The organism is Anaerobacillus sp. ABA4_114 (genome assembly GCF_056159065.1).
On record NZ_JBSWUM010000001.1, the window covers coordinates 1,533,246 to 1,559,856 of the forward strand.

Genomic DNA, 26,611 nt, shown 5'->3' on the forward strand with positions numbered 1-26,611 from the left:
AATGAATTGGAAACAGATAGCGGTTGGTCCTGTACAGGCTAACGCAGCAATAGTATGGAACGAAAAGAAAGAAGCTCTCATCATCGACCCAGGAGCAGAAGGGCGTAAGATTTCAGGAGAAATTGAATCTCTAGGACTGAAGCCTATTGCAGTGTTACTCACGCATGCTCATTTCGATCATATCGGAGCAGTTGATTTTATTCGCAACCAATATCGTATTCCGGTCTATTTACACAAAGCGGAAGCGAAGTGGCTTGAAGATCCGAAATTGAATGGTTCTTCACTGTTCCCAATGGTAGAAGATATCGTCGCGAAACCAGCTGACAATCTTATTCAGCAAGAACAATCGTTAACTGTCGGATCGTTTAGTACTGATATATATGAAACACCGGGACATTCTCCAGGGAGTGTATCTTTTCATTTCAAAGAGCTTGGCGTTGTGTTTTCAGGAGACGCACTTTTCCAGGGAAGTATCGGCCGTACGGATCTTCCATTAGGAAACCATGAGCAGTTGATCGAGAGTATACATAGCCGTCTTCTAAAGTTGCCTGAGAGTACGATTGTAGCGTCAGGTCATGGTCCTGCTACGACAATCGAGGACGAAATGATGAATAATCCGTTTTTAAATGGTTTTACCCTATGAGATATGTCAATTTTAACTAAGATTAAGTCAGAAATAGCTAACTCTACTGAAAAAGCAATCTCTTATGAACGGTTTATGGAAATAAGCTTGTACGACGAAGAAGGGTATTATGGAACTAACCGTAAAAAGACTGGTAAAGCAGGAGATTTCTACACTTCTCCTGGGGTACATGAGGTATTTAGTCGTGTTATGGGAAGAGCTCTTGCAACAGCGATTGAAACAGATGTACTACATCCCTCAATCGTTGAGATTGGAGCAGGAGAAGGTGAATTTCTGCTCTCATGCCTTGATGAGATACAATCGTTCGATAAGGAACTGTACAAACGTCTTACGTACTATGTAGTCGAGACAAGTCCATATCATAGAAAAATCATTGAGAATAAAACGAAGAACCTCGATAAAGTTATGGTTTACAGCTCGATCGAAGAGTTAAAGAGCGCACTCAAATCATTCGAAGGCATCATCTTTTCAAATGAGTTACTAGATGCTTTTCCAGTCAGAGTGGTTGAGAAAAAGAACGGGATGTTGTACGAAGTTCTAATTGGGCTATCCGAGATTGATGGAAAGTTAATCGAGGTATACAAACCTTGTACAGATTCAGCTATCTTAATTTGGATAGAAAACTATGGCTTCCTAATGAACGAAGGGCAAAGAATAGAGGTCCCTCTTTATATGATGAGTTGGTTTATCTCCATTGCTAATTGGATGAAGAAAGGGCGAATCTATACGATCGATTACGGCTACACAGATGACGAGTGGAATCATCCAGCAAGAAGCTCAGGGAGCTTAAGAGGTTATTATAAACATCAGCTCGTTCAAAACCCTCTAGAAAATATAGGTGAAATGGATTTAACGACTCACATACCGTTAGATGCTTTGAGGAGGATCGGTGAAGAACATCATTTTAGATGTCTTGAATGTGAGGTACAGGGGCGCTTTCTCGTTAATCATGGCCTGCTGGATTTCGTTGAAGATAACCGAGAGAATGATCCATTTTCCCCTGTACACAAAAAAAATAGAGCTGTAAACTGGCTGTCACAAATGAATCAATTTCAGGTTGTCGTGCAGCAAAAGTAAGCAACGAAAAAGACGATGCACATGCATCGTCTTTTTCGTTGCTTTAATTAATGACCGCCAGAGCCTGGTGTCATCATAAACACTGACCAGTAGGAAAAACCGACCATAAATAACGTTAAGTATACACCGAAAATATAAAGATAAGTACGTTCAGTTAAGTTCAAAAGACTTAACGCAAAAAACATGCCGGCCTGACCAAGGAAAAGCAGTCCGACTACAGGCATACCACCGACAAAACCCATCAGTGAGAAGATACCTGTCCAGAAAGCCAATACTTTGTACATTCTAGGCATAAGAAGTTCCTCCCTTGCTCGTTCATTCCCATACATATCGTATTATATATGAGTTGTTGATAAAAAGTAAATGCTAGCCTCATGGCAAATTTGTGTCGAGTACATCCTACCCTTGTAAAGGGTTCCAATTTATTATCCCAAATCGTTATTAAAATTACAAATCATTTTCTTGTACAATATTTGTTTAATAGTTGTATAATTTGGGTAGAGTTACTTAACGCGAAAAAATGAAAAGGGGAGAAATAAAATGGAAGATAAATTATTATTTTATACGTATCCAAGCTGTACATCATGTAGGAAAACGAAAGCTTGGCTAAAGGAAAATCATGTTGATTTCGAAGAAAGACATTTATTTAAGGATACACCTACTATTGACGAGTTGAAGCAAATTATCACGATGTCAACAGAAGGCATAGAAGAAATCCTAGCAAAAAGAAGCACATCATTCAAAAAGCTCGATATGAACATCGAAGACCTAACTGTGACTGAGATGCTCGAATTGATGCATAATGAACCAAAATTACTAAGAAGACCAATCGTAACAAATGGAAAAAAACTTATTGTTGGATACAATAAATCTGAATTACAGAATTTAAACCAGCGAAAGAAAAGTTTCGCAGTAGTATCATAAAATTGGCTGGGCTAGCTGGATTCGAACCAACGCATGACGGAGTCAAAGTCCGTTGCCTTACCGCTTGGCTATAGCCCAATGCCTGTTTACAAATGTTAGTATGAGCCTATAGTAAAAACTTATACATTTATTTTGGAGTTATTTTAATTACTTGGACCAAAAATAGAAAAAACGGTAATGTCCAACCAGTTTCTTGAATACGATGAAACATAATCTATGTCACAGCGATATGCAGGAAGTTTTTCCGCGTATCGCTTTTTATTGGTTTGTTACATAATTGTGAATTGAGAAGGGTTATTTACCTCCACGATGAAGCTAATATGGTAGAGGGAGGTAATAATAATGGAATGGGAAATTAAAAACGTTGTGACAGATAGAGGATATTTTGAAGTGTTTGTAAAGGGGAGTGGCTCTCCAATATGTGTGACGCACCTATATTCAGAATTTAATGCGTCAGGGGATTATTTTGCAGATACATTTACAGATCATCACACTGTTTATCTCGTTAACTTAAAAGGTGCCGGAAAATCTTCTGCAGCGGATGAACCTCATGAGTATTTTATGCTCGACACAGTATTTGATCTAGAATCGATCCGAAAAGAGCTAGGCTACGAAAGCTGGTCATTCGCAGGGCATTCAACGGGAGGAATGCTAGGCTGTGTGTATGGGATCTATGCTACAGAAGGGCTTTCTAAACTAATTCTTGCAGGTGCAGCTGCACGTGAATATGCTTCTTCGTCTAGAAACTGTATCTATCATCGTGAACATCCAGAATATGATGACATGCAGCGTTATATTGAACAATTGAAAAATCCTGCCTTATCTCCAGATGAGCGTCAAACGATCTCAATGAATCGTACAAAACTTTCTCTTTATAACCCAGATCAGTATGAAGAATTATTTTCTAAGGGAATACATAAGGGGCTTTCGGCAGTAAGGATGAATTTTTTTGCTAGAGAAATCATGCACTTCGATGTCACGAGACAGCTCAAGAAGATAACCGCGCCTGCGATGATCCTATGTGGTAAGCATGATGTGCAGTGTCCATTACCTTTTTCACAAGAAATGGCTGACAGTATTCAAAACTCAGAGTTCGTTGTTTTTCATGAAAGTAATCATTATCCATTCCTTGAAGAGCGGAAAAAGTTTCAAAAAGTCATACAAGATTTTCTTGAAAGGTAAGAAGGAATAAAGAATCAGGTAACGAATACTTCTTCTTACGGTTTGAAAAGTGTCGTTTTCTGCCGTCATATCGAAGCGGAAGAAGGTGTATTTTATCTGAACATCGAAGCAAAAGGCCAAGAAATTATCAAACAAGCAGTGGAGGTGGGAGCATCAGACGTTCATTTTCATCCTAAAGAAAAGGGAACGTTGATCCAATTTCGAGTGGATAATAAGCTTTATGATGCAATGTGGCTCTCTTCTTCAATAAGTCAAAAGGTGTTATCACATTTTAAATTCCTTAGTGGAATGGATATTGGAGAGAAACGTCGTCCACAAAACGGAGCGATGGACATTGTTCTTTATCCCCATCGTTTTCACCTTCGTTTATCTACAATCCCTACGCCATATCACGAAAGTCTCGTACTCCGCATTCTCCCACAAGATGAAACACATGCCTTTAAAGAACTCTTCTTATTTCCTACAATAGCAAACCGTCTCCTTCAAATTGTCAGCTACAATAGTGGGCTTTTCATGATTACTGGTCCAACAGGCTCTGGAAAAACCACTACGCTTTATTCTCTTCTGCAAACCCTCAGTGTAAAACGGCAGCGTCGTGTATTAACGATCGAGGATCCTATTGAGAAACGAAACCCTGACTTTATACAAATGGAAGTGAATGAAAAAGCAGGGCTGTCTTTCTATGAGGGGTTTAAAGCAGGACTACGACATGATCCAGACATACTAGTCGTTGGTGAAATTAGAGATGAGAAGACAGCGCAGCTTGCGATAAGAGCAAGCATGACAGGGCACTTAGTTGTATCTACCCTCCATACAGGCAGTACGCTTGAGTGCATCCCCCGCCTTCTTGAGTTTGGCATCCCCCTTAGCTATATCGCACAAACCCTTAGAGGAGTAGTGACACAAAGACTCGTCGCTATTAAATGCCCTTTTTGTGAAGTTTGTTCACTTGAATGCTTAAAGAGAAGAAAGCACCGAAAACTCGCGGTCGTTGAAATACTTGCCGGTTTACATCTCCAAAAAGCACTTCATGATCCGACGCTCCTTTCAATACAAGGTCAAACGACGATTAAGGATTATGTTCTCAGAGCGTATGCCCTCGGATTTATCGATAAAGAAACTGTTGAAAGAGAATTGGGGTTATGGAACCGTGAATCGATCCAAATGGAGGCTTGAGCAGAAAGCTGATTTTCTTTGTCGCACAGGTAAGATGCTAAGAGAAGGGTACACATTAGGGAATGCCCTCGAAGTTTATTCGATTTATCAAAAAGATCATATTAAGAAGAACATCCAAACGATGATCATTCGTCTAAAAGAGGGAAACGCATTCCACGATGTACTATCCGAGTTTCAATTTCCAGATGATATCCTCTCTTATCTGTGTATGTCTGAACAGCGTGATTTCGCTAATGGCATTGTTGCTTCAGGAGAATTGATGAAGAAGAGGAGTGAATGGCAGAAGCGACTGAGAAGTACCCTTGCATATCCCATCATCTTATTCTGGATGACAGCTGTTATGCTGTTCATTGTAGGCCACTACTTATTACCGAAGTTCAACGTTCTCTACCAGTCCCTCGATGTTCCTCTTCCTATCGTTTCGCGTCTCTTCATGTATCTTATCCAACTAACCCCACTATTTTTAACTTTATTAGTTTGCACGATGATCGTAAGCTATCTTTTTTTCGTCATGAAACAAAGACAGTCGTCTGCTGTTGCAAAAATCCAAATGTATTGTAAGCTCCCATTCGTAAAAACCTTCCTTCCAATATACATCACTCATCATCTTACTCTTCATCTAGGTTTGTTATTGAATAGTGGATTATCAATTTCAGCTGCGTTCGAGCTACTACGAAGACAATCTCACTTCATCCTTTTACAAGAAGAAGCACACCGGATTTCGATTTCACTTTTGAAAGGGGAGAAGCTAGAAGGTTTGTTCGAATGTAAAAGCCTCTATATTCAAGAAGTAAAAGAAATTTTCATGCATGGACAAGCGAGCGGTAATTTGGGCAAGGAGTTAATACTTTATGGGGAGGTGATGGGGGAAAGGTTTGAAGAGCTTGTAAGAAAAGGATTTTTGGTATTGCAGCCTATTAGTTTTGTTGGAGTAGGTGTAGTAGTTATGCTGATGTTTATGTCGATATTATTACCGATGTTTTATTATTTGCAATCTATCTAGGAGAGGAACATGTGTCGATGAGAATACTTATAAAAAACGAAGCGGGTTTTACACTGATCGAAATGATGATCGTGATCATGATCATTTCGATGCTATTATTAATTGCTGTGCCAAGTTTAACGAAGAATAACGAAGTGGTTGGTGAAAAAAGCTGTGATGCAACAGTCAAAGTGGTTAAGGCTCAAGTTGCAGCCTATAAAGCTGACAACGACAGTTTGCCTACTTCGATCAGTACGTTAACGAGTGAGGGCTATTTAGAAGAAGGAGCAACGGTATGTCCGAGTGGAGAAGCGATTACAATAGATGGTAGTGGGGTTGTATCTGTTGAGAGTACATCGTGATCAGCTGTCTTGTTCTGGTTATACATTAATCGAAATCTTGATCGTTTTATCCGTGTTCTCTATTTTGCTTGGAATGGTGATTTTGCAAATCACACCCACTCAGACAGCCTCTTCCACACGGCAATTCCTCGAAAAATTACAATCTGATATACGGTATACACAGCAATTAGCGTATAGCACAGGTAAACCTCATCGTTTGTCTATCGCTCCATCCTCACACACATATACCATCATCAATAATGCAGCGAACGTAGTGAAATCAGTTAAACTCCCAGAGAATATTACAATTCATCAAGGCACATTAGGACATCAAATCATTTATGTCGGGAGTGGGAATATACAAAAAGCAGGAACACTATTGATCAGTGATGGCAAGGAGGAATATAAACTTGTCGTTCAGCTTGGAGCGGGTCGTTTTTATATTGAGAAAAAATAATGGGTACACACTGATGGATGCGCTGGTTGGTTTGACGATCCTGACCACACTCTCCATAAGTATCTTACCTCTATACACCCTCCTATATGAGAAGCGCATCATTACATCACAACGAGTAGAGAGTCTAATGATTTTGGATGGAGTCTGGACTGACTATGTTCTACTACATTTACCGCCCCCTACTATGATTGAAAAAGAAACAGAAATTTATATGGTTGATTTGGAGCATAATCGGTTGTGCGTTAAGTCGCAAAACGGTAAGGGTGTCTGTCGGAGTTTACCTCATGGTTCGTAGCGAGAAAGGGTTTACTTTGATCGAAGTATTGATCACGCTTATGGTAGTACTTGTTTTGATTGGGCTACTTCCATCCTTGATGGTAGCATCTGTAAGACCAACAGGTTTGGATTATCAGCTTGAAGAAGAACAGCTCTTTCATTCGTTGCTATCAAGAGAGGTTAGAGGAGCAACCGCTGTGGTAACGAATGGGAAGCAGCTCACCCTTACTAGCGCAATGGGAGACACCATTTTATATGAACAGTACGGAAATGTAATAAGGCGGCGTGTGAATGGAGCAGGTCACGAAGTTGTACTACAAAAAGTGAAGACGATAAAAGTTTTAGTGCAGGGTCAGCGTGTTATCGTTACCTTCGAATTTTCTAACGGATCTAAAAAGGAGGAAATGTATTATCAAATGGGAGGAGCGTCTTAACGAGAGAGGATACATGACGGCAACCATGATGTTAGTAAGCACGCTACTGATTGGATACATGCTTCACCTTAGTACGATTACAGCAAGTGAACGAGCATTTGTTGAACAGAAGGAATTGCACCTTAACAAGGTAGCCTTGCTAGTTCTTGGTATGAAAGATACAATTTTATATATACAAAAAAGTGGAACGATTTATGGAGAAAAAAGCTTTGCCTATAAAGAAGGTACGTTGATTGCCAAAATTACCTCGATCTCAGATAGTGATCAACAAATTATTTTGACTGGCGTAACTGCTTCAGGTCAGCAAACATCTGTAACGTTCTACTATGATCGATTAAATAACAAAGTGTTGAAGTGGGGAGACGAGTTAGGATGAGAGCAGTATACTTAACAGGGTTCATGGGATCTGGTAAAACATCTGTAGCTTATCAGTTGGCAAAAGAACTATCGATGCCTCTTGTTGATACAGATGAAACGATCGTTTCTAAAACGGGGAAAGAGATTTCTTCGATCTTCGAAAATGAAGGTGAGGAAGCCTTTAGAGAGTATGAGACAGCTACCCTTAAAAAATTACCAGTAGAAAATGTCATCGTTAGTACGGGTGGTGGCATCATATTAAAAGAAGAAAATCGGAATCTTATGAAACAAAATGGAAAGGTGATCTATTTACACTGCGAACCGCGCGAAATCGTAAAACGACTTGAAGGTGATTCTTCAAGACCGTTGCTCGATGTTAAGAATCGAAGCGAGCAGATTGAAAAGATTTTTTCTGAGCGGATTTCATTTTACGAAGATGCGCATGAAACGATTGATACAACTAACTTAACAGTAGAGGAAGTCGTTGAACAAATAAAGCGTTTAATCGGTTAAATGTAGCAAGAAGTGGACATCCTAAAGCTAGAATAACGTAAAGGGTGATCCTGATATGTCCTCGAATGATTTAGTGAAATTTATGACGCAGCAAGTTGTTTCTTATATAGATCAGCCAAAAGAAGAAAGAGTAAACCAGAGGGAGAAACGAAAAGCGGCCAAGCAGCCTTTTCTATTTCGATGGTTTGGCGTTATTCCGATGGCGATCGGCATGTTTATAAGAAGGAAGAAATAATGCTCGGACCCATTGTCCGAGCATTTTTATTATGGGGAAAGATAAAAGATACCTCCGTTAATAACCTCCGCTGTAATGACTGGCTCATATTGTTTTCGTAATGCTTCTTTTTCAACAGCATAGCTTTCAGCATCAACATTATCTTCATAAAATTGATCGAGTAGTATCTGATCTGCAGCCCACCTTTTTTTCGCCTCTTCAGACCATGAATGATCTTCTTTGGCGATTACCATTTCAACAACTTTCTCGAGCCGTGCGATTCCGCTTGCTGGTTTAATGATCGGACTGATTGTGAACGTGTAGTCAGGAATTTTTGGAGTTAAGTTCTTTTCATTAAGTTTGTCATGAAAATCATCTACTACTGTTCCACTAACAAGGTGTAGACCGAGTGACAGGAGACGGTCTTTTTTTCGATCACACCGATAAGAAACTTTAACGTTCAAACATAGCCATGGGTGAAGAGGAGAGTGCTGCTGTGACGTCGATTGAATGTTTTCATAAAGCCGTATGAACGATGCTAGTTTTTTTGTTGATGAAAAGATTTGATGAAGCCTTGGTGCTCCGAAGTGGACGAACTCTCCTTTAATCTCATCCTCATCCTGGTTCGTGATCAACGTTAACGACATTGGATTAGGTGTTCCACCTGTCTTTTCTAGATAATGCCAATAAAAAGGGCGGTTCATCAATTCTTTGTCTAAATCGACCGTCAGTTGAACAGAAAGGACACCTTGTTTTTCTTGTATGATTGGACAATCGTTCGCAAGAAAGTATGAGCGTAAATAGTTATGAATATTTTCTTGTTGCATCACTTTCCTCCTTGTGATAATTGATCAATTCTTTTATGTTGTCCATTTTAATGCGGATTTCACCCTCACTTTCAGAATGAAGTAAGATATCAGAAATATGTTTTTCGATATCACGCATACCCAAACGGGTCAGGATTTCATCCAATTGTCCTATGACGCTTTCAAATAACTGGATCTTTTCATAAAGAAGTGAAAGGATGTGTTCTTCGACGGTATTTTTCGTAGCAAAATTATAAATATGAACGTCTCCTTCTTGTCCCAATCGGTGAATTCGCCCAATACGTTGTTCGATTCTCATTGGGTTCCAAGGAAGGTCATAGTTAATGATGTGCTGGCAGAACTGTAGGTTTATTCCTTCACCACCTGCTTCTGTCGCAATCAATACTTTGGCGTGATTTTTAAAAAGTTCTTTCATCCAGTCTTTTTTGCTGCGCTTGAACCCTCCTCGAAACGGAACAGATGAAATACCATGCTGTTGAAGAAACCACTGCAGATAGAGCTGAGTAGCACGATACTCTGTAAAGATGATTACTTTCCCATCGATTGATTGAATGATTTCAAGCGCTTTTTCGGCTTTCGAGTTTGAAGGAATCGTTTCGATCTTCTTCATAAGTTCTAAAATGATGGACTCTGTGTTGTCTTCTATCGTCTCTTTTTCAAGCATCTTCTTAAGCGTCATGTAAGCCGCTTCACGGCTAGAACATATTTCACGAAGCAACGTAATGATAGAAAACTGGCTTCTTGTTGCAACTGGATGTTGTTTTAAACTTTCCACAGCTCTATATAGGGATTCTTCTTCATCGCTTAAGTGGATCGGTACAGTTTTTACAATGCGTTCTGGCCAGTCCATCTCAGTATCTTGTCTTCTATTACGAACCATAACCTTTTGGATCAACGTACGTAAGCGTTCTTCGTCCTCGATGCTTTTTTCTTTCCCCTTATAATCCTTCTCAAAATGTTCATAGCTTCCAAGGTGCCCTGGTTTTAATAATGATACGAGGTTAAAAACTTCCTCCAACCGATTTTGAACAGGTGTTGCTGTAAGGAGAAGACAGAATTTCTTTTGTAGGTGTTGGACAAATTCATAGTTTTTAGTACGGCTATTCTTCAGTCGGTGAGCCTCATCGATAATTACCATATCGTAGTCTTGTTCATAGACGATCGAACGGTGTGGTTCTCGTTTTGCCGTATCGATTGAGGAAACAACAACATCGCATTGATCCCAAACATAACTTTTTCTTTGAACGACAGCAGGTATGTAAAACTTTTGATTCAATTCCATCGCCCATTGTGAGACAAGTGACGCAGGTACGAGGATGAGTACTTTTTTTACAAGTCCTCTTATCATGTATTCTTTGATGATGAGTCCAGCTTCAATCGTTTTTCCTAACCCTACCTCATCTGCAAGGATTGCTTTGCCGTTCATGTCTTCTACTACTCTTCTTGCGGCTTCAAGTTGATATGGATGAGGCGTCAAATGAGGAAGGTGAGCTGGAGCCTGTAATCCCGTAAATGAGGGGATCGTCGTATGTCTTTCTGCTTCTATCGCTAGTTTAAAAAGTTCCCAGTTTGTCCATGGGCCATCATCTTCTATGTGTTTTAGAAAATCAGATTTCCATTCCTCGTTAAAGGCTAGTTCCATCCTCATTATGAAAACCCTCTCTTAATAATTGTTATTCACGAATCTTAAAAGGAAATGGTTGCTTATTGTTCGTGATTTATCCACTTGTGATAATACTCTTATTCTTAAAAATATTGTTGCCAATGCATTAATGGTAGTGGTAGGATTGAAATCGAAAGCACTATTAGTATGAAACAAACAGTATCATCCAATACCTTAAAACTGAAAATTGGCGAATGAAAGCAAGAGGAGAGACTGTCGCAGGACAGCGCCGAAGGAGCAAGCGATTATGTGAATCTCTCAGGCAAAAAGACTCTTGCTAGACGCACCTCTGGAGAGAGCTATTTTAGCCGCCAAAGATGTAATTCCCTTATCTTGGGAAGAAACTTTCAGGTCAACAGGACAGAGAAACTATGCTGCAAACAGCGGGTTTTTCTGTCTTTTTTTGTGCTTGGTAAGATGGTTTTATGAAGTCTCTCTTTTGTAGAAAGAAAGCACTGAGGTAAAAATCAAGGAGGGTAATGATGGAAACATTATTGAAAACACCGTTATATGATACCTATAAAGCTATGGGAGCGAAGACGATTGACTTTGGAGGATGGGCTCTGCCAGTTCAATTCTCGAGTATAAAAGAAGAGCACCATGCTGTAAGAAATAAAGCAGGACTATTCGATGTTTCTCACATGGGTGAAATCGAAGTAAGAGGTGAAGGTGCATTAAGCTACCTTCAGAAAATGATGACCAACGATGTGAGTAAGCTTAAAGTAAACGGTGCTCAATACACAGCGATGTGTTATGAAGATGGTGGAACAGTCGATGATCTCCTTGTATACAAGTTTTCTGATACTCATTACTTATTAGTCGTGAACGCAGCGAATATTGAAAAAGATTATGACTGGTTGAACAAGCATGTCGATGGAAACGTTTCACTTGAAAACAAATCCGAAGAGATGGCTCAGCTTGCGATTCAAGGACCAGAAGCGGAGAAAATTTTACAGCGTTTGACTGAGGCTGATTTAAGTGAAATTGGATTCTTTAAATTTAGGGATGAAGTCGATCTATCAGGTGTAAAGTCTTTAGTTTCGAGAACGGGTTATACAGGAGAAGATGGTTTCGAAATCTATTGTGCTTCTGCAGATGCTCCTAAGCTATGGAACCTAATCCTAAAAGAAGGAGAATCAGAAGGGATCTTACCTTGTGGGCTTGGAGCAAGAGATACGCTTCGTTTCGAAGCGAAGCTCGCCCTGTATGGTCAAGAATTAACGAAGGATATTTCTCCATTAGAAGCTGGAATCGGATTTGCTGTTAAGACGAAGAAAGAAGAGGACTTTATTGGTAAAGAAGCTCTTGTTTCACAGCGTGAGAATGGTCTTGAGCGTAAGCTAGTAGGTATAGAAATGATCGATCGAGGTATTCCTCGTACGCATTACAAGGTTTATATTGGTGAGGAGCTTATTGGAGAGGTAACAACAGGTACTCAATCGCCTACGCTACAGAAGAACGTTGGACTAGCATTATTGAAGAAAGAATATACAGAACTTGGTACGGTAGTAGAAGTTGAAGTAAGAAAGAAGCGGTTAAAAGCAAAGGTAGTTTCAACACCATTTTATAAAAGACAGAAATAAATGGGAAACAACGAGGAGGAGAATACATGAAACATCGCTATCTGCCTACAACGGAACAAGACAAAAAAGAGATGCTCGAAACAATCGGTGTGAATTCAATAGAAGAATTATTTGCAGATATTCCTGAATCTGTTCGATTTAAAGGAGATCTACAAGTAGAAAAGCAGCTTTATGAGCCAGAACTGATCCGCTATATGTCTAAGCTCGCTTCAAAAAATGTGAACACGATTGAAAATGCCTCGTTTCTAGGAGCTGGCGTCTATGATCATGCGATCCCTTCCGTGGTAGATCACGTGATCAGGAGATCTGAATTTTATACTGCATATACGCCATATCAACCTGAGATTTCACAGGGTGAACTTCAGGCCATCTTCGAATTCCAAACGATGATCTGTGAACTAACTGGAATGGATGTTGCGAACTCTTCTATGTATGATGGTCCAACTGCGCTTGCTGAAGCTGGATTATTGAGTGCAGGACAAACAAAGAAGAAAAAGATCATCGTATCAAAATCCGTTCATCCAGAAGCTAGAGCTGTTATCGACACTTATTCAAAAGGGCAGCATCTACATGTAGTCGAAGTAGATTCGGTTAATGGAGTAACGGACCTTGAAAAGTTGAAAGAAGAAATGGATGATGAAACGGCATGTGTGATGGTTCAATATCCTAATTTCTTTGGCCAGTTGGAACCTCTTCCAGAACTTGAAAAGATCGTTCACGAGTACAAATCGATGTTCGTGGTATCAAGTAATCCATTGGCGCTCGGGCGTTTGACGCCTCCAGGAGAATTAGGTGCCGATATCGTAGTAGGTGACTGTCAGCCATTTGGAATTCCTGCACAATTTGGGGGACCGCACTGCGGGTATTTCGCAGTAACGAAAAAATTGATGAGAAAAGTGCCGGGACGCTTGGTAGGTGAAACAAAGGATGAAGAAGGTCAGCGAGGATTTGTACTAACGTTACAAGCGCGCGAACAGCATATCCGCAGAGATAAAGCTACTTCTAATATTTGTTCCAATCAAGCTTTGAACGCGCTAGCTTCATCTGTAGCAATGAGTGCTCTTGGTAAAGAGGGTGTTCGAAAAATGGCAGAACAAAATATCAAAAAAGCTCATTATGCAAAAACACAGTTAGAAAAAGCAGGAGTTGCTACTGTATTTGATGGTGTTTACTTCAATGAGTTTGTTGTGAAACTGAACGGTTCTGTTAAGGAATTGAACAAAAAATTGCTGACTAAAGGCATCATTGGCGGATACGACTTAGGACGTGATTATCCTGAATACGAGAACCATATGCTTGTAGCGGTTACAGAAAACCGTACAAAAGAAGAAATCGATACGTTTGTAAAAGAAGTGGGGGGAGCGCAATGAATACGAACCAAGACCAATCATTAATATTTGAACTTAGTGAACCTGGGCGAATTTCTTATAGTCTTCCGGAGCTTGATGTCCCTGAATTAGATTTAAACGAGTGGCTACCTGAAGAATTTAACCGTCAAAATGAACCAGAGCTCCCTGAAGTATCTGAACTTCAATTGATGCGTCATTACACTGCACTATCAAAACGCAATCACGGTGTGGATTCTGGTTTTTATCCGCTTGGTTCATGTACGATGAAGTACAACCCAAAAATTAATGAAGACGTAGCAAGATACCCAGGATTTGCGTTCATTCATCCACTTCAAGAGGAGGACACAGTCCAAGGTGCGCTTGAGATGATGTACAATCTCCAGCAAAACTTGGTAGCTGTTACAGGAATGGATGAGGTGACACTACAGCCAGCTGCAGGTGCTCATGGGGAATGGACTGGTCTGATGATGATCCGTGCGTATCATGAAGCAAACGGAGATTTTAATCGTACGAAGGTAATCGTTCCTGACTCCGCTCATGGAACCAACCCAGCTTCAGCAACAGTTGCTGGATTTGAAGCTGTTACAGTGAAATCAAATGAAAAAGGTATTGTAGACCTTGAAGACCTTAAGCGAGTAGTCGATGAGGATACTGCAGCTTTGATGCTTACAAACCCTAATACTCTTGGATTGTTTGAAGAGGATATCATCGAAATGGCTCAGATTATTCATTCAGCCGGCGGGAAGTTATATTATGATGGTGCGAACATGAATGCCATCATGGGAGCTGCTCGTCCAGGAGATATGGGCTTCGATGTGGTTCATTTAAACCTTCATAAGACGTTTACTGGCCCTCACGGAGGTGGAGGTCCTGGTTCAGGCCCTGTTGGAGTTAAAGCAGACTTAGTTCCTTATCTTCCAAAGCCAGTTTTAGTAAAAGAAGAAGATGCGTACAGATTCGATTATGATCGTCCTGATTCGATCGGACGCGTAAAACCGTACTACGGCAATTTCGGAATTAATGTTCGCGCATATACGTATATTCGTACGATGGGTCCTGAAGGATTAAAACAAGTGTCAGAAAATGCTGTTTTGAATGCTAATTATATGATGAGACGCTTACAGGATGCATTCGTGCTCCCTTATACTCAGCATTGTAAGCATGAGTTTGTCATTTCAGGCAAGAAGCAAAAGAAACTCGGGGTTAGAACCTTAGATATGGCGAAGAGGCTGCTAGACTTTGGCTATCATCCTCCGACGATCTATTTCCCAATCAACGTTGAAGAATGTATGATGATTGAGCCAACAGAAACGGAATCGAAAGAAACGTTAGATGAATTCTGTGATCGCCTCCTCCAAATTGCAAAAGAAGCAGAAGAGAATCCAGAAATCGTCCAGGAAGCTCCACATACAACAGTAATCAAAAGGCTCGATGAAACGACTGCAGCAAGAAAACCAATCTTGCGCTACCAAAAAGCATAACAAAAAGCAGCTGCACACAAGCAGCTGCTTTTTACTTTTTCTTCTTAACTTTGCCGCCCCATTTTTTGAAGCCGCCTTTTAATTGATAAAGATCACGAATACCGTTTTTCTTAAGCATGCTTGCAGCACGCGCAGTGATGATTCCATTATGATCATACATATAAACAGGTTGATCTTTACGGATTTCTTTCATTCTCATCTTAAGCTGACTAACTGGAATATTTCTTGCACCGAGGATATGACCATTTTCGAAATCTTTTGGTTCCCGAATATCGATTAACTGGGCTTTTCGATAACCTGCCCTAAACTCTTCCTCGGTTAGCGTTTTCAAGTTCTTTTTTTGTAGAAATCTCGAAATGACTACATATACAATGATTGCAACTAGTAACGCGATAATCCATTCCATTATTCCGTACACCCTTTCAACTAAAATCGACAATACTAAGTTTACACGTCTTTTCGTTTTTCCGCAAAAAGAAAATAGCAAATTAGGAGGAAAGTTTATTGGTTATCTCGTTATAGCTTTGCTAAACTAAACGAGTATGGTGGAAATATGGAAAGATAAAGGAGTATTTGTATGAGGCAATGGGCATTTATTAATTCAGGAGATCGTTCTCCTGCCTATAATATGGCACTTGATGAAGCATTATTAAAATGGCATAGCGAAGGGTTGATCCCTCCCGTTATCCGGTTTTATGGATGGGACCCAGCTACTCTATCAGTTGGCTATTTCCAGCAAGTAGATCGAGATATTGACCTTACAGCAGTTGAAAGATACAATCTGGGTTTTGTAAGAAGACCTACCGGTGGACGTGCTGTACTGCACGATAAAGAAGTTACATATAGTGTAATCGTAAATGAAGATTATCCAAACATGCCAAAAACCGTTACTGAAGCCTATAGGGTGATCTCTGAAGGTCTGAGGTTGGGCTTTGTTGAGTTAGGACTAGATGCGTACTTTGCCATTCCACAATCTGAAGAGGAGAAAGCTGAACTCCGCTCGCCAAGGTCTGGCGTTTGCTTCGATTCCTCTTCTTATTATGAACTAGTCGTTGAAGGGAGGAAGGTCGCAGGGAGTGCACAGACGAGGCAAAAGGGTGTTATTCTTCAGCACGGTTCTATCCTACTAGATATTGATGAGGACAAACTATTCGATTGTTTCAAATTTAAAAATGAGCGGATACGTGAAAGAATGCAACGCGGTTTTAGAAAGAAAGCAGTAGCGATAAATGCATTAAGAAGTGAACCAGTGTCAACAAATGATGCGATCCAGGCATTCTATAATGGATTCGAAGAAGGTCTTGGAATTGAACTCGTGCCGTATGAGCTCTCAGATGAGCAGGAAGCTTATGTGAATAACCTTGCTGAAGAGCGCTATATGAGCGATGAGTGGAATTATAAAAAATGAGCATCCGAACTGGATGCTTTTTCATATTGACTTCATAAGAACAAGTGTTCTATTCTAAAGAAAGGTACATATAACTATTAAAAACACGATGGTAAAAAAAGCAATTAACGAAATTTCTCTTTTTATAGGGTTATGAGCTGTCCTGCTATCATAATCGATTGTTTTCAATGAAAATCGCTCGATTTGAAAGTTGACAAATTTAGTTGAATCATGGCGAATCACTATATATAGTGTTTGATAAATAAATTAAAGTACTATATGTAGTTTAAAATGATTGTCTCGTGAATGGACATGTGCTACTATTAATCCAGATGATACTTAAGAGTTTTTACATCGCTGTTGTAAGAGATAAAAGATTTTGAAACGGAGGGGTTCAATTGACCATTAAGACTGGAGAAAGAAGACGGTCAATCAACATTGAGCAGTTAAACAAAGATATCGAAATGTTTTCCCAAGTTCATCCCGTTACGGATGACATGCACTTAAGTCACGATGGTGTAAGTCGACTGGTGATGTTGGATCGATATGCTTTTAAAGATACAGAGAAAAGAACCCTGAAAAAAGGAGACTTTGTCGTACTAACGATTAAGGAAGACCCGAAGTTTCCTGCACGAGGACTTGGCTTTATCGAAGAAGTCGATCACGCCACAAAGAAAGCACATGTTGCGGTTCACGAAGATTATGTAGCTGTATTAGATTCTGAAGAAGAACGAGAAACAGGAATGATCGTAAGGTCTCTTGATGTTATAGAGAAGCCGCTGGAAGTTTATTATGAGCAGATCGCACGACGAAATGCACGTGGTCTTGCTGAGGTAGAAACAACGAGTGGTGAAAAAGAATATTGGGAAGAGCGGTTTTATAAAGAGCTATCTTCGATGAACTTTGTACCAGCTGGACGAGTTCTTTATGGTGCTGGTGCCGAAACAGAGGTTACCTACTTTAACTGCTACGTAATGCCTTATCCTCAAGATTCACGTGAAGGGATTTCTGAGCACCGAAAACAGGTGATGGAAATTATGAGTAGAGGCGGAGGAGTTGGCACGAACGGCTCAAGTCTACGCCCTCGAAATGCACTTGCAAGAGGTGTGAATGGAAAATCTTCAGGATCTGTTTCCTGGTTAGACGATATTGCAAAATTAACACATCTTGTTGAGCAAGGTGGATCAAGACGCGGCGCGCAAATGATCATGTTAGCAGATTGGCATCCTGACATTATTGAATTCATCATCTCTAAAATGCAAAACCCAAGAATTTTGCGATACCTAGTAGAAAATACAAAAGATGAGCAGATTAAGAAACTCGCAGAGGATAAGTTGAAGTTTACTCCTCTGACAGAAACCGAACGTTCCATGTATCAAAGCATTCTAAACTACCGAAGTATTCAAGGTTATGGAGGCTTCGAAGAAAAAGTAATTCAGAATGCACACGAAAAGATCCAAACCGGAGGGACATATTCTGTTCATAATCCAGATTTTCTTACCGGCGCGAACATTTCAGTATGTTTGACAAAAGACTTTATGGATGCGGTTGAAAATGATGACGACTACGCTCTCAAGTTCCCTGACGTAGAAAACTACACAAAAGAGCAGATGGAAATCTATAACCAGAAGTGGCATGAAAGTGGAGATGTACGAGATTGGGAAGCGCAAGGATTTCCTATACGTACTTATCGAAAAGTGAAGGCGAAAGAACTTTGGGATTTGATCAATATTTGTGCAACATATTCAGCAGAACCTGGTATTTTCTTTATCGATAATGCGAATGAAAAAACAAATGCAACTTCTTATGGACAAAAAGTTGTAGCTACAAACCCATGTGGTGAACAGCCTTTAGCTCCATACAGCGTATGTAATCTAGCTGCAGTCAACCTTGCTGAAATGGCAGACAAAGATTCAAAATCAGTTGATTTTGATAAATTGAGAGAAACGGTTGAAGTTGGCGTTCGTATGCAAGATAACGTAATTAATGCAACACCATATTTCTTAGAAGAAAACGAAACACAGGCTTTAGGTGAAAGACGTGTTGGTCTCGGTGTAATGGGATTACATGATCTTCTCATTTATTGTGAGACTGTATATGGATCTGAAGAAGGAAATAAACTGACAGACCAAATCTTTGAGACGATCGCAACCACTGCGTATCGCGCATCCGTTGAGCTTGCTAAAGAAAAAGGAAGTTTTCCTTTCCTAGAAGGCAAAACTGAAAGTGAAACGAATCGTCTTCGTGAAGCGTTTGTGAACACTGGCTACATGCAGCAGATGCCAAATGATATCAGAGATAGCATTCTTGATTATGGAATCAGGAACTCTCATTTACTTACCGTTGCACCAACGGGAAGCACAGGAACGATGGTAGGTGTTTCTACTGGTCTTGAGCCGTATTTCTCCTTCTCATACTACAGAAGTGGACGTCTTGGTAAGTTTATCGAAGTTAAAGCAGATATTGTTGAAGAATACTACTCACGAAATCCTGAAGCTGATTCTGAAAAGTTACCTGAATGGTTTGTATCAGCTATGGAACTGGCTCCTGAAGAACATGCTGATACACAGTGTGTTATTCAGAGATGGGTCGATAGTTCAATCTCTAAAACGGTGAATGCGCCGAAAGGCTATACAGTAAAACAGGTAGAAGAAGTGTACGAGCGCCTATATCATGGAGGAGCGAAAGGCGGAACAGTATACGTAGATGGAAGCCGTGACTCACAAGTTTTAACGTTAAAGGCTGAAGAGAATTCATTTGAGCAGCTTCAATTTGAGGATGGTATGGAAGAGAAGAAACAGGTTGTTTTGGTAGATACCATTACAGATTTAAGATCAACTGACGTTACGATAGGCTCAGAAGTAGGGAACACGTGTCCCGTATGTAGACAAGGTCAAGTTAAAGAAATTGGCGGATGTAACACGTGCGATAATTGTAATGCTCAGCTTAAATGTGGACTTTAATAAAAATCTCGATACACAAGGAATAGGCGATATGCTTATTCCTTGTTTTTATGAAAACAAGATCGATGAAAGTGTAGACCAATTAAATTGCTCCTCATGAAGAGGAACCTTTCCTTGTCTCAGCCCATACTATGGTGTATGCTTTTATTGATTGGCTTAAATGGAATAAAAGATGGAGGGAATCCAATGGCCACTACTCCAAGTATGGAAGATTATATAGAACGTATTTATTCACTAATTGACGACAAAGGTTATGCACGTGTTTCTGATATTGCAGAAGCTTTAGAGGTACATCCCTCCTCGGTAACCAAAATGATTCAAAAATTAGATAAAGGTAAATATGTGGTTTATGAGAAGTATCGTGGCTTTATGCTAACTCCCAAAGGGAAAAAACTAGGGAAGAGACTAGTGGACCGTCATGCGTTATTAGAACAATTCCTTAGTGTAATCGGCGTGAATGAAGAAAACATATACGAAGATGTAGAAGGTATTGAACATCATCTTAGCTGGGATGCAATCGACAGAATTGGAGATCTTGTTCAATATTTTGAAGAAACAGAAGACCGCGTTGGAGCTTTGCGTGAAGTGCAACGTAAGAATGAAGAAGATGAGCAATCCGAAGTATAATCGGATTGTTCTTTTTTTTGTACTAAATCGTCTCATATAAGATTACGATTTAATAAGGAGAAGGGGTGGTAGTGCGTGTATATCGATGGAGTATTTTCTGGTGGTGGAGTTAAGGGAATTGCTTTAGTTGGTGCTTTGCAAGCTGTTGAAGATAAAGGGCTCCAGTTTAAACGCACTGCAGGAACAAGCGCAGGTGCACTGATTGCGGCTTTGATCATAGCAGGTTACACAGGTGACGAAATAGAAAAAATCCTTCTCGATACAAACTTAAATGCACTACTCGACCGGAAGCCAGGATTTACATTTCCGTTAATGAGATGGTTGATGCTGTATTGGAAACTAGGTCTGTATTCTGGAAAAGATCTAGAAAAGTGGGTGCAGGGACTACTTAAAAATAAAGGGATCGAAACGTTCGGGGATATTGAAGAAGGGTCGCTTAAGATAATCGCGTCTGATATCACAAGAGGCAGGTTGATCGTCATTCCTGATGACTTGGAGCAGTATGGGTTCGTACCCGAGCAATTTTCAATTGCGAAAGCGGTACGAATGAGTGCTGGCCTTCCATTCTTTTTTAAACCTCATCCGCTTTATACAATCGATGGAAAAAAACATTTAGTTGTAGATGGAGGAATATTGAGTAACTTTCCGTTATGGGTCTTCAAGCCAGATGAATCGAATAAGCAACTACGTCCTGTGTTAGGTTTCCAGTTGAGTGCTAGCTTTGACAAAATTCCTGGTCATAAAATAAAAAATGCGATTGAGCTGTATCAGGCTTTGTTTGAAACGATGAAAGAGGCACATGACGCACGTTATATCGAAAAGCAAAAAGCTCAAAACATTGTGTTCATACCGGTTAAACAAGGAATAGCGACTGACTTTTCACTAGAGAGACAAGAGCAAAAGAAGCTTATCTCATTCGGGAGGGAGCGTACTGAGCAGTTTTTAAGAAGATGGAGAAAGCTACCGGAATCTTTTAGGACTTAATAACAAAAGCAGGCTGAGAAGTTCTCAGCCTGCTTTACTATGTTTTAAAAGAGTGCGCGGTTTTTCTTTTTACCTTTTCTACCTTCAATCACAGTAAATGGATTAGGTTTTTTATCGTCATTTAATGGACGTTTTTTCGGAACTAACCGTTTGGATGGAATGACACGAAGGTGAGATGCGCTTTTACGAGTTGCGCCTCGTTTCTTCTGCAACTTAGAAGATTGCTTGGCAGCTTTCTGGTATGCAGAATTAACTTTGCCCATCCTTTTAGCCATAACCTTACGGACGATGAATATCACTAGAGCAGCGATAGCAGCTGTGATGAGAAGATACTTTAAAAGACCCATAGGATCAGTAAATAGCCTCCAAATAAATCCGAGAGCGGCAAGACCGATTATTGTATAAATAAGAGGTTGAACAACACGGTGTGACAAATGATTCACCTCCTGTTCGTCATTAAACAACTTGAGTGCTTGTTAAGCCTTCTTCGTGCTTTTTATCACGGGCAAGTAATTCCTTAAATGAACAAATCGCAACTTCAACTTGCTTATCATCTGGGTTCTTTGTAGTTAAGAGTTGAACCCATAATCCTGGATAACCTAACACGCGTAAAACAGGGATATTTCGGAATTTATTCGTTAATTGTAGTACTTCAAAAGAAACACCAAGTACTACTGGAATCAATAATACACGATAGATGAGTCTTACTAGGAGCGGATCAGAGGGAACCATTAAGTAGATGAAAACCCCGATTACAACTGTAAAGAGTATGAAGCTACTACCACAACGAAAATGTAGTCTAGACTGCTTCTGAACATTCTCGATCGTGATTGGAAGTCCAGCTTCATAGGCATTGATCACTTTATGTTCAGCCCCGTGGTATTGAAAGACTCGTTTGACGATAGGTGTTAAGGATATAAAATATATATATCCAAGTAATAATACGAGTTTAATCATACCTTCAATGATATTTTGGATAACGTGACCTGGAAATATAAATTCTAGCGAAGCAGCTGCAAGTGCAGGTAAGATGGTGAAAATCGTTTTCACGAAAGCAAATGAAATGACCCCAAGTGCTGCAGCTCCAAGCAAGAACGTCATTTTAGAAGGTTCTTCTTTTTTTAGAGCTTCTTCATCATCAGCCGGATCAACATCATACCGCTCAGATGAAAAGTTCAGATGCTTCGTACCGTTTCCGCTTGCATCAATAATGGCTACGACTCCTCGTATAAAAGGAACCTTTTTCAATTTAGTTAAAAGTGGCTTTGGTTTCTTAGGTATCTCAAGATAATCGATCGAATCATCTTTCCGTCGAATTGCAGTTACAGATGTGTGTTTACCTTGAAACATCACACCTTCTACAACCGCTTGCCCACCGTATGCGGGTTTTTTTGTGTCTGACAATGTCTCTCACCAACCTAATTTTGTTTAAGTGGAATGAATTTAATCATCTCACTACCTTGTAAATGTCTTTCTTACATTCTACAAGAAACATGGAAAAACCTCTAGGTAAGCGATGTTAATATTCATTTTCCCCAACAAACTTTTTTTTAATCGCCTCAATAGGTGAATTATAGATAAATAATCCATTCTATTCTGGGATAGACTACTATCGGAGGTGTAGACATGGAAAAAGAGAGCCAAAACGATGAAAAAGAATTAGAACAAGATAAGAAAGAACAGCCTCTCAGTTTTACGGCAAAGGTCCTTAATATAGGGCTAGCTGGAGGGTTAATATGGGGATTGATCGGATACGTGACATATTTATTCAAGTTCACAAAGGTTCCTCCATCTCTTATCCTCTCCCCGTGGGCGCTAGGAGAATGGAAAAACGATCAGCTCGGACAGTGGATTGGAATCATCGCCATTGCAATCGTATCAATAGGCGTCGCTTTTCTTTATCGAGCTACGATGGTGAAAATAAATAACATGCTTGCTGGACTAGCATACGGCATTCTGCTTTGGATCATCGTGTTCTATTTACTTAACCCAATGTTTCCTGACCTTCCCTCAGTTATGAAGCTAGATAAGAATACTATTGTTACTACGATATGCCTCTACGTTCTTTATGGTGTATTTATCGGGTATTCCATATCGTTTGAGTATCACGAAAATCAGCAAAACGGCGCGTCCTATTCAAACAAATGAAGCTATGGTAGAATGTTCATGGAACATTCTTCTTTTTTTGCATTCAATTCCGTCAAAGGATACCGAGACTTCTAAATCTCATAGATCGTAAAGGGGCTTAAAATGAATCATTTCTACGTACTAAACGGGCCGAACTTAAATCGATTAGGCAAAAGAGAACCAGGGATTTATGGTAACGAGACATTGGAGACGCTTGAAGTGCGCTTAAATGACTTAGCTCGGCAGCATGGGGTTTCTCTAACTTTTAAGCAATCGAATCACGAAGGGGATTTAATCGATTGGATTCATGAAGCAGAGAATGCTGCAGGTATTATCCTAAACCCAGGAGCTTTTACACACTATAGCTACGCGATTCGAGACGCGATCGCTAGCGTAGATGTACCGGTGGTCGAAGTGCATCTGTCAAATGTACATAAACGTGAACCATTTCGTCACCAGTCTGTTGTTTCACCAGTTTCAGAAGGTCAAATTGTAGGTTTTGGAATGAAGGGCTATGAGCTAGCTTTATTGTCATTTCTGTAAACAAATAAGGAGGACTAAGTAGATGGAACGTATAGCGAAACTAAGAGAGTCATTTAAAGAATATGAAATTGATGCAATGTTGATTACTTCAGCTAGCAACCGAAGATATTTTTCTCATTTCACTGGAAGTTCTGGCGTCGTATTAATCACGGAAAAAGATGCGAAGTTTGTTACAGATTTTCGTTACGTTGATCAAGCTAACGAACAAGCAAAAGGTTATGACATTGTTCAACACAAAGGTCCGATTATTGATGAAGTTGCAAAAGTGGCAAATGAGCTAGGCGTTAAAAAGCTAGGCTTTGAAGAAACACAACTTACATACAACGTATTTAAAGCTTATGAACAAAAGGTAGAGGGAACTCTTGTACCGATCAGTGGCCTTCTTGAGAAGCATCGCATGATCAAAGATGCGAATGAATTACAAGTCTTAAAAGAAGCTACAGAGATTGCAGATGCAGCATTTCAACACATCACAGGATACATCCGTACAGGTATAACAGAACTTGATGTATCTAATGAGTTAGAATTCTTCATGAGAAAAAATGGCGCTACATCTTCTTCTTTTGATATTATCGTTGCGTCAGGAAAGCGTTCAGCGCTCCCTCATGGGGTTGCATCTGACAAGGTGATCCAGAAGAACGAACTTATTACTCTTGATTTCGGGGCATATTACAAAGGGTATTGTTCAGATATAACTCGTACAGTTGCGATTGGGGACCCTGGTGAAGAATTGAAAAATGTTTACCACACAGTCCTTGAAGCGCAGATGAAAGCCATGGACCAAATTAAACCAGGACTAACTGGTAAAGAAGCAGATGCGATTTCTCGTGACTATATCGCTTCTAAGGGATACGGTGAATTCTTCGGACATTCTCTTGGTCACGGTATTGGCCTTGAAGTTCATGAAGGTCCTGGCCTTTCATTTAAATCCGATACCGTCCTAGAGCCGGGAATGGTTGTAACGGTTGAACCAGGAATTTATCTCTCGGGCAAAGGTGGCGTACGCATCGAGGATGATACGGTCATCACTGAAAAAGGCAACGAAAAGCTATCTCATTCTACTAAAGAACTATTAATTCTTGGTGAATAATAAACTTGAGGAGGACAAGACATGATTTCGGTAAACGATTTTAAAACAGGTCTTACGATTGAAGTAGATAACGGAATCTGGCAAGTTGTAGATTTCCAACATGTTAAACCAGGTAAAGGAGCTGCCTTCGTACGCTCTAAGCTAAGAAACTTACGTAGTGGCGCAATTCAAGAAAAAACGTTTCGCGCTGGTGAGAAAGTAGCGAAAGCGCACATCGAAAACCGTAAGATGCAGTACTTATATGCAAGTGGCGAAATGCATACGTTCATGGATACAAACTCGTTTGAACAAGTTGAGCTTCCTGCTGATCAAATCAAGTATGAACTAAAGTTCTTGAAAGAAAATATGGAGATCTCAATTCGTATGTATGGTGATGAAACGATTGGAATCGAGCTTCCAAACACCGTTGAATTAGAAGTAACTGAAACTGAGCCTGGTATTAAAGGTGACACAGCATCAGGTGGCACGAAGCCTGCAACCGTTGAAACAGGTCTTACAGTACAAGTACCTTTCTTCGTAAACCAGGGAGATGTGCTTGTTATCGATACAGGAAAAGCAGAATACGTATCTCGCGCGTAACAATTGAACCGCTCTTGAAAGGAGCGGTTTTTTTTGTTGATAAAAAATGAGTGATTACTCACTTTAGTTATCGTATAATAAAAGTGAGTAATCACTCATTTTGAGGGAGGGAGTTTCGTGACCACTACGATTATCGATGCGAATGTGACAAAGCGTTTTGGGAAGAAGAAAGTACTTGAAGATGTGACGTTAACTCTCACTAACAATGAAATTTTCGGACTTCTTGGTCCATCTGGATCAGGGAAAACGACACTAGTTAAAATTCTATGCGGTATTGATGTGCCTACTGAAGGACATGTATCCGTTTTTGGTAAAAAGATGCCTGATTTAGAATTGATTAAGCGAATTGGATATATGGCCCAGGCTGATGCGTTATATCATGAATTGACAGCAAAGGAGAACTTGGTTTTTTTTGCAAGTATTAGCGGGGTAAAACGTAATAAAAGGGCAGAGCGAATTCAACAGGTCATGAAGCTAGTTGATTTAGAAAGTGACCTCAATACTAAAGTAGAGACTTTTTCTGGTGGAATGAAAAGGCGACTGTCACTTGCAATTGCCTTGTTGCACGAGCCGGACATTCTCGTTTTAGATGAACCAACTGTCGGAATTGATCCTGCATTACGAAATAAAATTTGGGATACCTTTGAAACATTAAAAGAGAGCGGTGTGTTAATCGTCGTAACGACTCACGTAATGGACGAAGCTGAACGTTGTTCTAGACTTGGAATGGTTCGGGATGGACAGCTTATCGCGATTGGAACTCCTGATGAAATAAAGACCAAAACCGAAGCATCAACAATCGAACAAGCTTTTTTATCATATGGAGGGTGAG

At 40.0% G+C, this 26,611-nt stretch carries 30 protein-coding genes, 1 tRNA gene and 1 riboswitch; of the genes, 24 read left to right on the forward strand and 7 right to left on the reverse strand.

Annotated features, from left to right (window positions below; genetic code table 11):
- The first annotated feature begins 1 nt into the window (after nucleotide 1).
- Both ACXAEY_RS07640 and ACXAEY_RS07645 read left to right on the forward strand, forming a co-directional pair.
- Complete coding sequence (locus ACXAEY_RS07640) at nucleotides 2-643, forward strand: MBL fold metallo-hydrolase (RefSeq protein ID WP_474811143.1); 642 nt, start codon at nucleotides 2-4, stop codon at nucleotides 641-643.
- Between the two features lie 3 nt (nucleotides 644-646).
- Nucleotides 647-1,720: an SAM-dependent methyltransferase gene (locus ACXAEY_RS07645; RefSeq protein WP_474811145.1), complete on the forward strand. Its 1,074-nt coding sequence runs from the start codon at nucleotides 647-649 to the stop codon at nucleotides 1,718-1,720.
- Between the two features lie 47 nt (nucleotides 1,721-1,767).
- Here ACXAEY_RS07645 and ACXAEY_RS07650 read toward each other — a convergent pair whose 3' ends face one another.
- Nucleotides 1,768-2,013, reverse strand: a complete 246-nt coding sequence (locus ACXAEY_RS07650) for a DUF2626 family protein (protein ID WP_270179261.1) — start codon at nucleotides 2,011-2,013, stop codon at nucleotides 1,768-1,770.
- 247 nt (nucleotides 2,014-2,260) lie between these two features.
- Between ACXAEY_RS07650 and ACXAEY_RS07655 the strand changes: the two genes are divergently transcribed.
- On the forward strand, nucleotides 2,261-2,644 hold the full coding sequence (locus ACXAEY_RS07655) for a Spx/MgsR family RNA polymerase-binding regulatory protein (protein ID WP_270179260.1): 384 nt from the start codon (nucleotides 2,261-2,263) through the stop codon (nucleotides 2,642-2,644).
- A 3-nt stretch (nucleotides 2,645-2,647) separates the two neighbouring features.
- Here the strand turns inward: ACXAEY_RS07655 and ACXAEY_RS07660 are convergent.
- A tRNA-Gln gene (locus ACXAEY_RS07660) sits at nucleotides 2,648-2,722 on the reverse strand.
- Between the two features lie 264 nt (nucleotides 2,723-2,986).
- On the opposite strand from ACXAEY_RS07660, the gene ACXAEY_RS07665 reads away from it, so the two are divergent.
- The 9 genes from ACXAEY_RS07665 (at nucleotide 2,987) to ACXAEY_RS07705 (ending at nucleotide 8,597) form a co-directional block, all read left to right on the forward strand.
- Nucleotides 2,987-3,826 (forward strand): alpha/beta fold hydrolase, encoded by an 840-nt coding sequence (locus tag ACXAEY_RS07665; protein WP_474811148.1) that lies wholly within the window; start codon nucleotides 2,987-2,989, stop codon nucleotides 3,824-3,826.
- A 42-nt stretch (nucleotides 3,827-3,868) separates the two neighbouring features.
- A complete protein-coding gene (gene comGA / locus ACXAEY_RS07670) occupies nucleotides 3,869-5,002 on the forward strand; it encodes a competence type IV pilus ATPase ComGA (RefSeq protein WP_474811150.1) in 1,134 nt (377 codons plus the stop codon).
- Entirely contained in the window at nucleotides 4,977-6,005 is a 1,029-nt protein-coding gene (gene comGB / locus ACXAEY_RS07675) for a competence type IV pilus assembly protein ComGB (RefSeq protein WP_474811161.1), read from the forward strand. The genes comGA and comGB overlap by 26 nt, the downstream gene beginning before the upstream one ends.
- Before the next feature lie 17 nt (nucleotides 6,006-6,022).
- Complete coding sequence (gene comGC, locus ACXAEY_RS07680; RefSeq protein WP_474814758.1) at nucleotides 6,023-6,346, forward strand: competence type IV pilus major pilin ComGC; 324 nt, start codon at nucleotides 6,023-6,025, stop codon at nucleotides 6,344-6,346.
- Entirely contained in the window at nucleotides 6,330-6,782 is a 453-nt protein-coding gene (gene comGD, locus ACXAEY_RS07685; protein ID WP_270179256.1) for a competence type IV pilus minor pilin ComGD, read from the forward strand. Before comGC ends, comGD begins: the two co-directional genes overlap by 17 nt.
- A gap of 284 nt (nucleotides 6,783-7,066) precedes the next feature.
- Nucleotides 7,067-7,492, forward strand: coding sequence for a competence type IV pilus minor pilin ComGF (gene comGF, locus ACXAEY_RS07690; protein WP_474811163.1), 426 nt, complete (start codon nucleotides 7,067-7,069; stop codon nucleotides 7,490-7,492).
- A 13-nt stretch (nucleotides 7,493-7,505) separates the two neighbouring features.
- Nucleotides 7,506-7,868, forward strand: a complete 363-nt coding sequence (gene comGG, locus ACXAEY_RS07695; RefSeq protein ID WP_474811164.1) for a competence type IV pilus minor pilin ComGG — start codon at nucleotides 7,506-7,508, stop codon at nucleotides 7,866-7,868.
- Nucleotides 7,865-8,362 carry a shikimate kinase gene (locus tag ACXAEY_RS07700; protein WP_474811166.1) on the forward strand — a complete coding sequence of 166 codons (498 nt, stop codon included), beginning with the start codon at nucleotides 7,865-7,867 and terminating at the stop codon, nucleotides 8,360-8,362. The genes comGG and ACXAEY_RS07700 overlap by 4 nt, the downstream gene beginning before the upstream one ends.
- Nucleotides 8,363-8,417: 55 nt before the next feature.
- A complete protein-coding gene (locus ACXAEY_RS07705) occupies nucleotides 8,418-8,597 on the forward strand; it encodes a YqzE family protein (RefSeq protein ID WP_474811168.1) in 180 nt (59 codons plus the stop codon).
- A gap of 29 nt (nucleotides 8,598-8,626) precedes the next feature.
- On the opposite strand, the gene ACXAEY_RS07710 is transcribed toward ACXAEY_RS07705, so the two are convergent.
- Nucleotides 8,627-9,403 carry a YqhG family protein gene (locus tag ACXAEY_RS07710; protein ID WP_474811170.1) on the reverse strand — a complete coding sequence of 259 codons (777 nt, stop codon included), beginning with the start codon at nucleotides 9,401-9,403 and terminating at the stop codon, nucleotides 8,627-8,629.
- A complete protein-coding gene (locus ACXAEY_RS07715; RefSeq protein WP_270179250.1) occupies nucleotides 9,381-11,051 on the reverse strand; it encodes a DEAD/DEAH box helicase in 1,671 nt (556 codons plus the stop codon). The genes ACXAEY_RS07710 and ACXAEY_RS07715 overlap by 23 nt, the downstream gene beginning before the upstream one ends.
- Nucleotides 11,052-11,260: 209 nt before the next feature.
- A riboswitch (glycine riboswitch) is annotated at nucleotides 11,261-11,350 on the forward strand.
- Nucleotides 11,351-11,548: 198 nt separating this feature from the next.
- Between ACXAEY_RS07715 and gcvT the strand changes: the two genes are divergently transcribed.
- The 3 genes from gcvT to gcvPB are packed head-to-tail and all read left to right on the forward strand — an operon-like array spanning nucleotide 11,549 to nucleotide 15,479.
- On the forward strand, nucleotides 11,549-12,649 hold the full coding sequence (gcvT, locus tag ACXAEY_RS07720; RefSeq protein ID WP_270180587.1) for a glycine cleavage system aminomethyltransferase GcvT: 1,101 nt from the start codon (nucleotides 11,549-11,551) through the stop codon (nucleotides 12,647-12,649).
- A gap of 26 nt (nucleotides 12,650-12,675) precedes the next feature.
- Nucleotides 12,676-14,019, forward strand: coding sequence for an aminomethyl-transferring glycine dehydrogenase subunit GcvPA (gcvPA, locus tag ACXAEY_RS07725; protein ID WP_270179249.1), 1,344 nt, complete (start codon nucleotides 12,676-12,678; stop codon nucleotides 14,017-14,019).
- Nucleotides 14,016-15,479, forward strand: a complete 1,464-nt coding sequence (gene gcvPB, locus ACXAEY_RS07730) for an aminomethyl-transferring glycine dehydrogenase subunit GcvPB (RefSeq protein WP_474811173.1) — start codon at nucleotides 14,016-14,018, stop codon at nucleotides 15,477-15,479. Before gcvPA ends, gcvPB begins: the two co-directional genes overlap by 4 nt.
- A gap of 31 nt (nucleotides 15,480-15,510) precedes the next feature.
- Here gcvPB and ACXAEY_RS07735 read toward each other — a convergent pair whose 3' ends face one another.
- On the reverse strand, nucleotides 15,511-15,885 hold the full coding sequence (locus ACXAEY_RS07735; RefSeq protein ID WP_270179247.1) for a rhodanese-like domain-containing protein: 375 nt from the start codon (nucleotides 15,883-15,885) through the stop codon (nucleotides 15,511-15,513).
- Nucleotides 15,886-16,056: 171 nt separating this feature from the next.
- Here ACXAEY_RS07735 and ACXAEY_RS07740 point away from each other — a divergent pair, with 171 nt between their 5' ends.
- The 4 genes from ACXAEY_RS07740 (at nucleotide 16,057) to ACXAEY_RS07755 (ending at nucleotide 21,440) form a co-directional block, all read left to right on the forward strand.
- Entirely contained in the window at nucleotides 16,057-16,887 is an 831-nt protein-coding gene (locus tag ACXAEY_RS07740) for a lipoate--protein ligase family protein (protein ID WP_474811175.1), read from the forward strand.
- 443 nt (nucleotides 16,888-17,330) lie between these two features.
- On the forward strand, nucleotides 17,331-19,829 hold the full coding sequence (locus ACXAEY_RS07745; RefSeq protein WP_474814760.1) for a vitamin B12-dependent ribonucleotide reductase: 2,499 nt from the start codon (nucleotides 17,331-17,333) through the stop codon (nucleotides 19,827-19,829).
- A gap of 186 nt (nucleotides 19,830-20,015) precedes the next feature.
- On the forward strand, nucleotides 20,016-20,456 hold the full coding sequence (mntR, locus tag ACXAEY_RS07750; RefSeq protein ID WP_270179244.1) for a transcriptional regulator MntR: 441 nt from the start codon (nucleotides 20,016-20,018) through the stop codon (nucleotides 20,454-20,456).
- A 75-nt stretch (nucleotides 20,457-20,531) separates the two neighbouring features.
- A complete protein-coding gene (locus ACXAEY_RS07755; protein ID WP_474811177.1) occupies nucleotides 20,532-21,440 on the forward strand; it encodes a patatin-like phospholipase family protein in 909 nt (302 codons plus the stop codon).
- Nucleotides 21,441-21,484: 44 nt separating this feature from the next.
- On the opposite strand, the gene ACXAEY_RS07760 is transcribed toward ACXAEY_RS07755, so the two are convergent.
- Both ACXAEY_RS07760 and ACXAEY_RS07765 read right to left on the reverse strand, forming a co-directional pair.
- Nucleotides 21,485-21,874: an SA1362 family protein gene (locus tag ACXAEY_RS07760; RefSeq protein WP_270179242.1), complete on the reverse strand. Its 390-nt coding sequence runs from the start codon at nucleotides 21,872-21,874 to the stop codon at nucleotides 21,485-21,487.
- A 22-nt stretch (nucleotides 21,875-21,896) separates the two neighbouring features.
- The gene (locus tag ACXAEY_RS07765) at nucleotides 21,897-22,844 is read right to left on the reverse strand and encodes a DUF1385 domain-containing protein (protein WP_270179241.1); all 948 of its coding nucleotides are present in this window, start codon (nucleotides 22,842-22,844) and stop codon (nucleotides 21,897-21,899) included.
- A gap of 222 nt (nucleotides 22,845-23,066) precedes the next feature.
- Between ACXAEY_RS07765 and ACXAEY_RS07770 the strand changes: the two genes are divergently transcribed.
- The 5 genes from ACXAEY_RS07770 to ACXAEY_RS07790 all read left to right on the forward strand — a co-directional run bounded on the left by ACXAEY_RS07770 (nucleotide 23,067) and on the right by ACXAEY_RS07790 (nucleotide 26,610).
- A complete protein-coding gene (locus ACXAEY_RS07770) occupies nucleotides 23,067-23,588 on the forward strand; it encodes a YqhR family membrane protein (protein ID WP_270179240.1) in 522 nt (173 codons plus the stop codon).
- Between the two features lie 102 nt (nucleotides 23,589-23,690).
- A complete protein-coding gene (gene aroQ, locus ACXAEY_RS07775) occupies nucleotides 23,691-24,110 on the forward strand; it encodes a type II 3-dehydroquinate dehydratase (protein ID WP_270179239.1) in 420 nt (139 codons plus the stop codon).
- A gap of 22 nt (nucleotides 24,111-24,132) precedes the next feature.
- On the forward strand, nucleotides 24,133-25,200 hold the full coding sequence (locus ACXAEY_RS07780) for a M24 family metallopeptidase (RefSeq protein WP_270179238.1): 1,068 nt from the start codon (nucleotides 24,133-24,135) through the stop codon (nucleotides 25,198-25,200).
- Nucleotides 25,201-25,221: 21 nt separating this feature from the next.
- Complete coding sequence (efp, locus tag ACXAEY_RS07785) at nucleotides 25,222-25,779, forward strand: elongation factor P (protein ID WP_270179237.1); 558 nt, start codon at nucleotides 25,222-25,224, stop codon at nucleotides 25,777-25,779.
- A 117-nt stretch (nucleotides 25,780-25,896) separates the two neighbouring features.
- A complete protein-coding gene (locus ACXAEY_RS07790; RefSeq protein WP_474811180.1) occupies nucleotides 25,897-26,610 on the forward strand; it encodes an ABC transporter ATP-binding protein in 714 nt (237 codons plus the stop codon).
- Nucleotide 26,611: the final 1 nt, after the last annotated feature.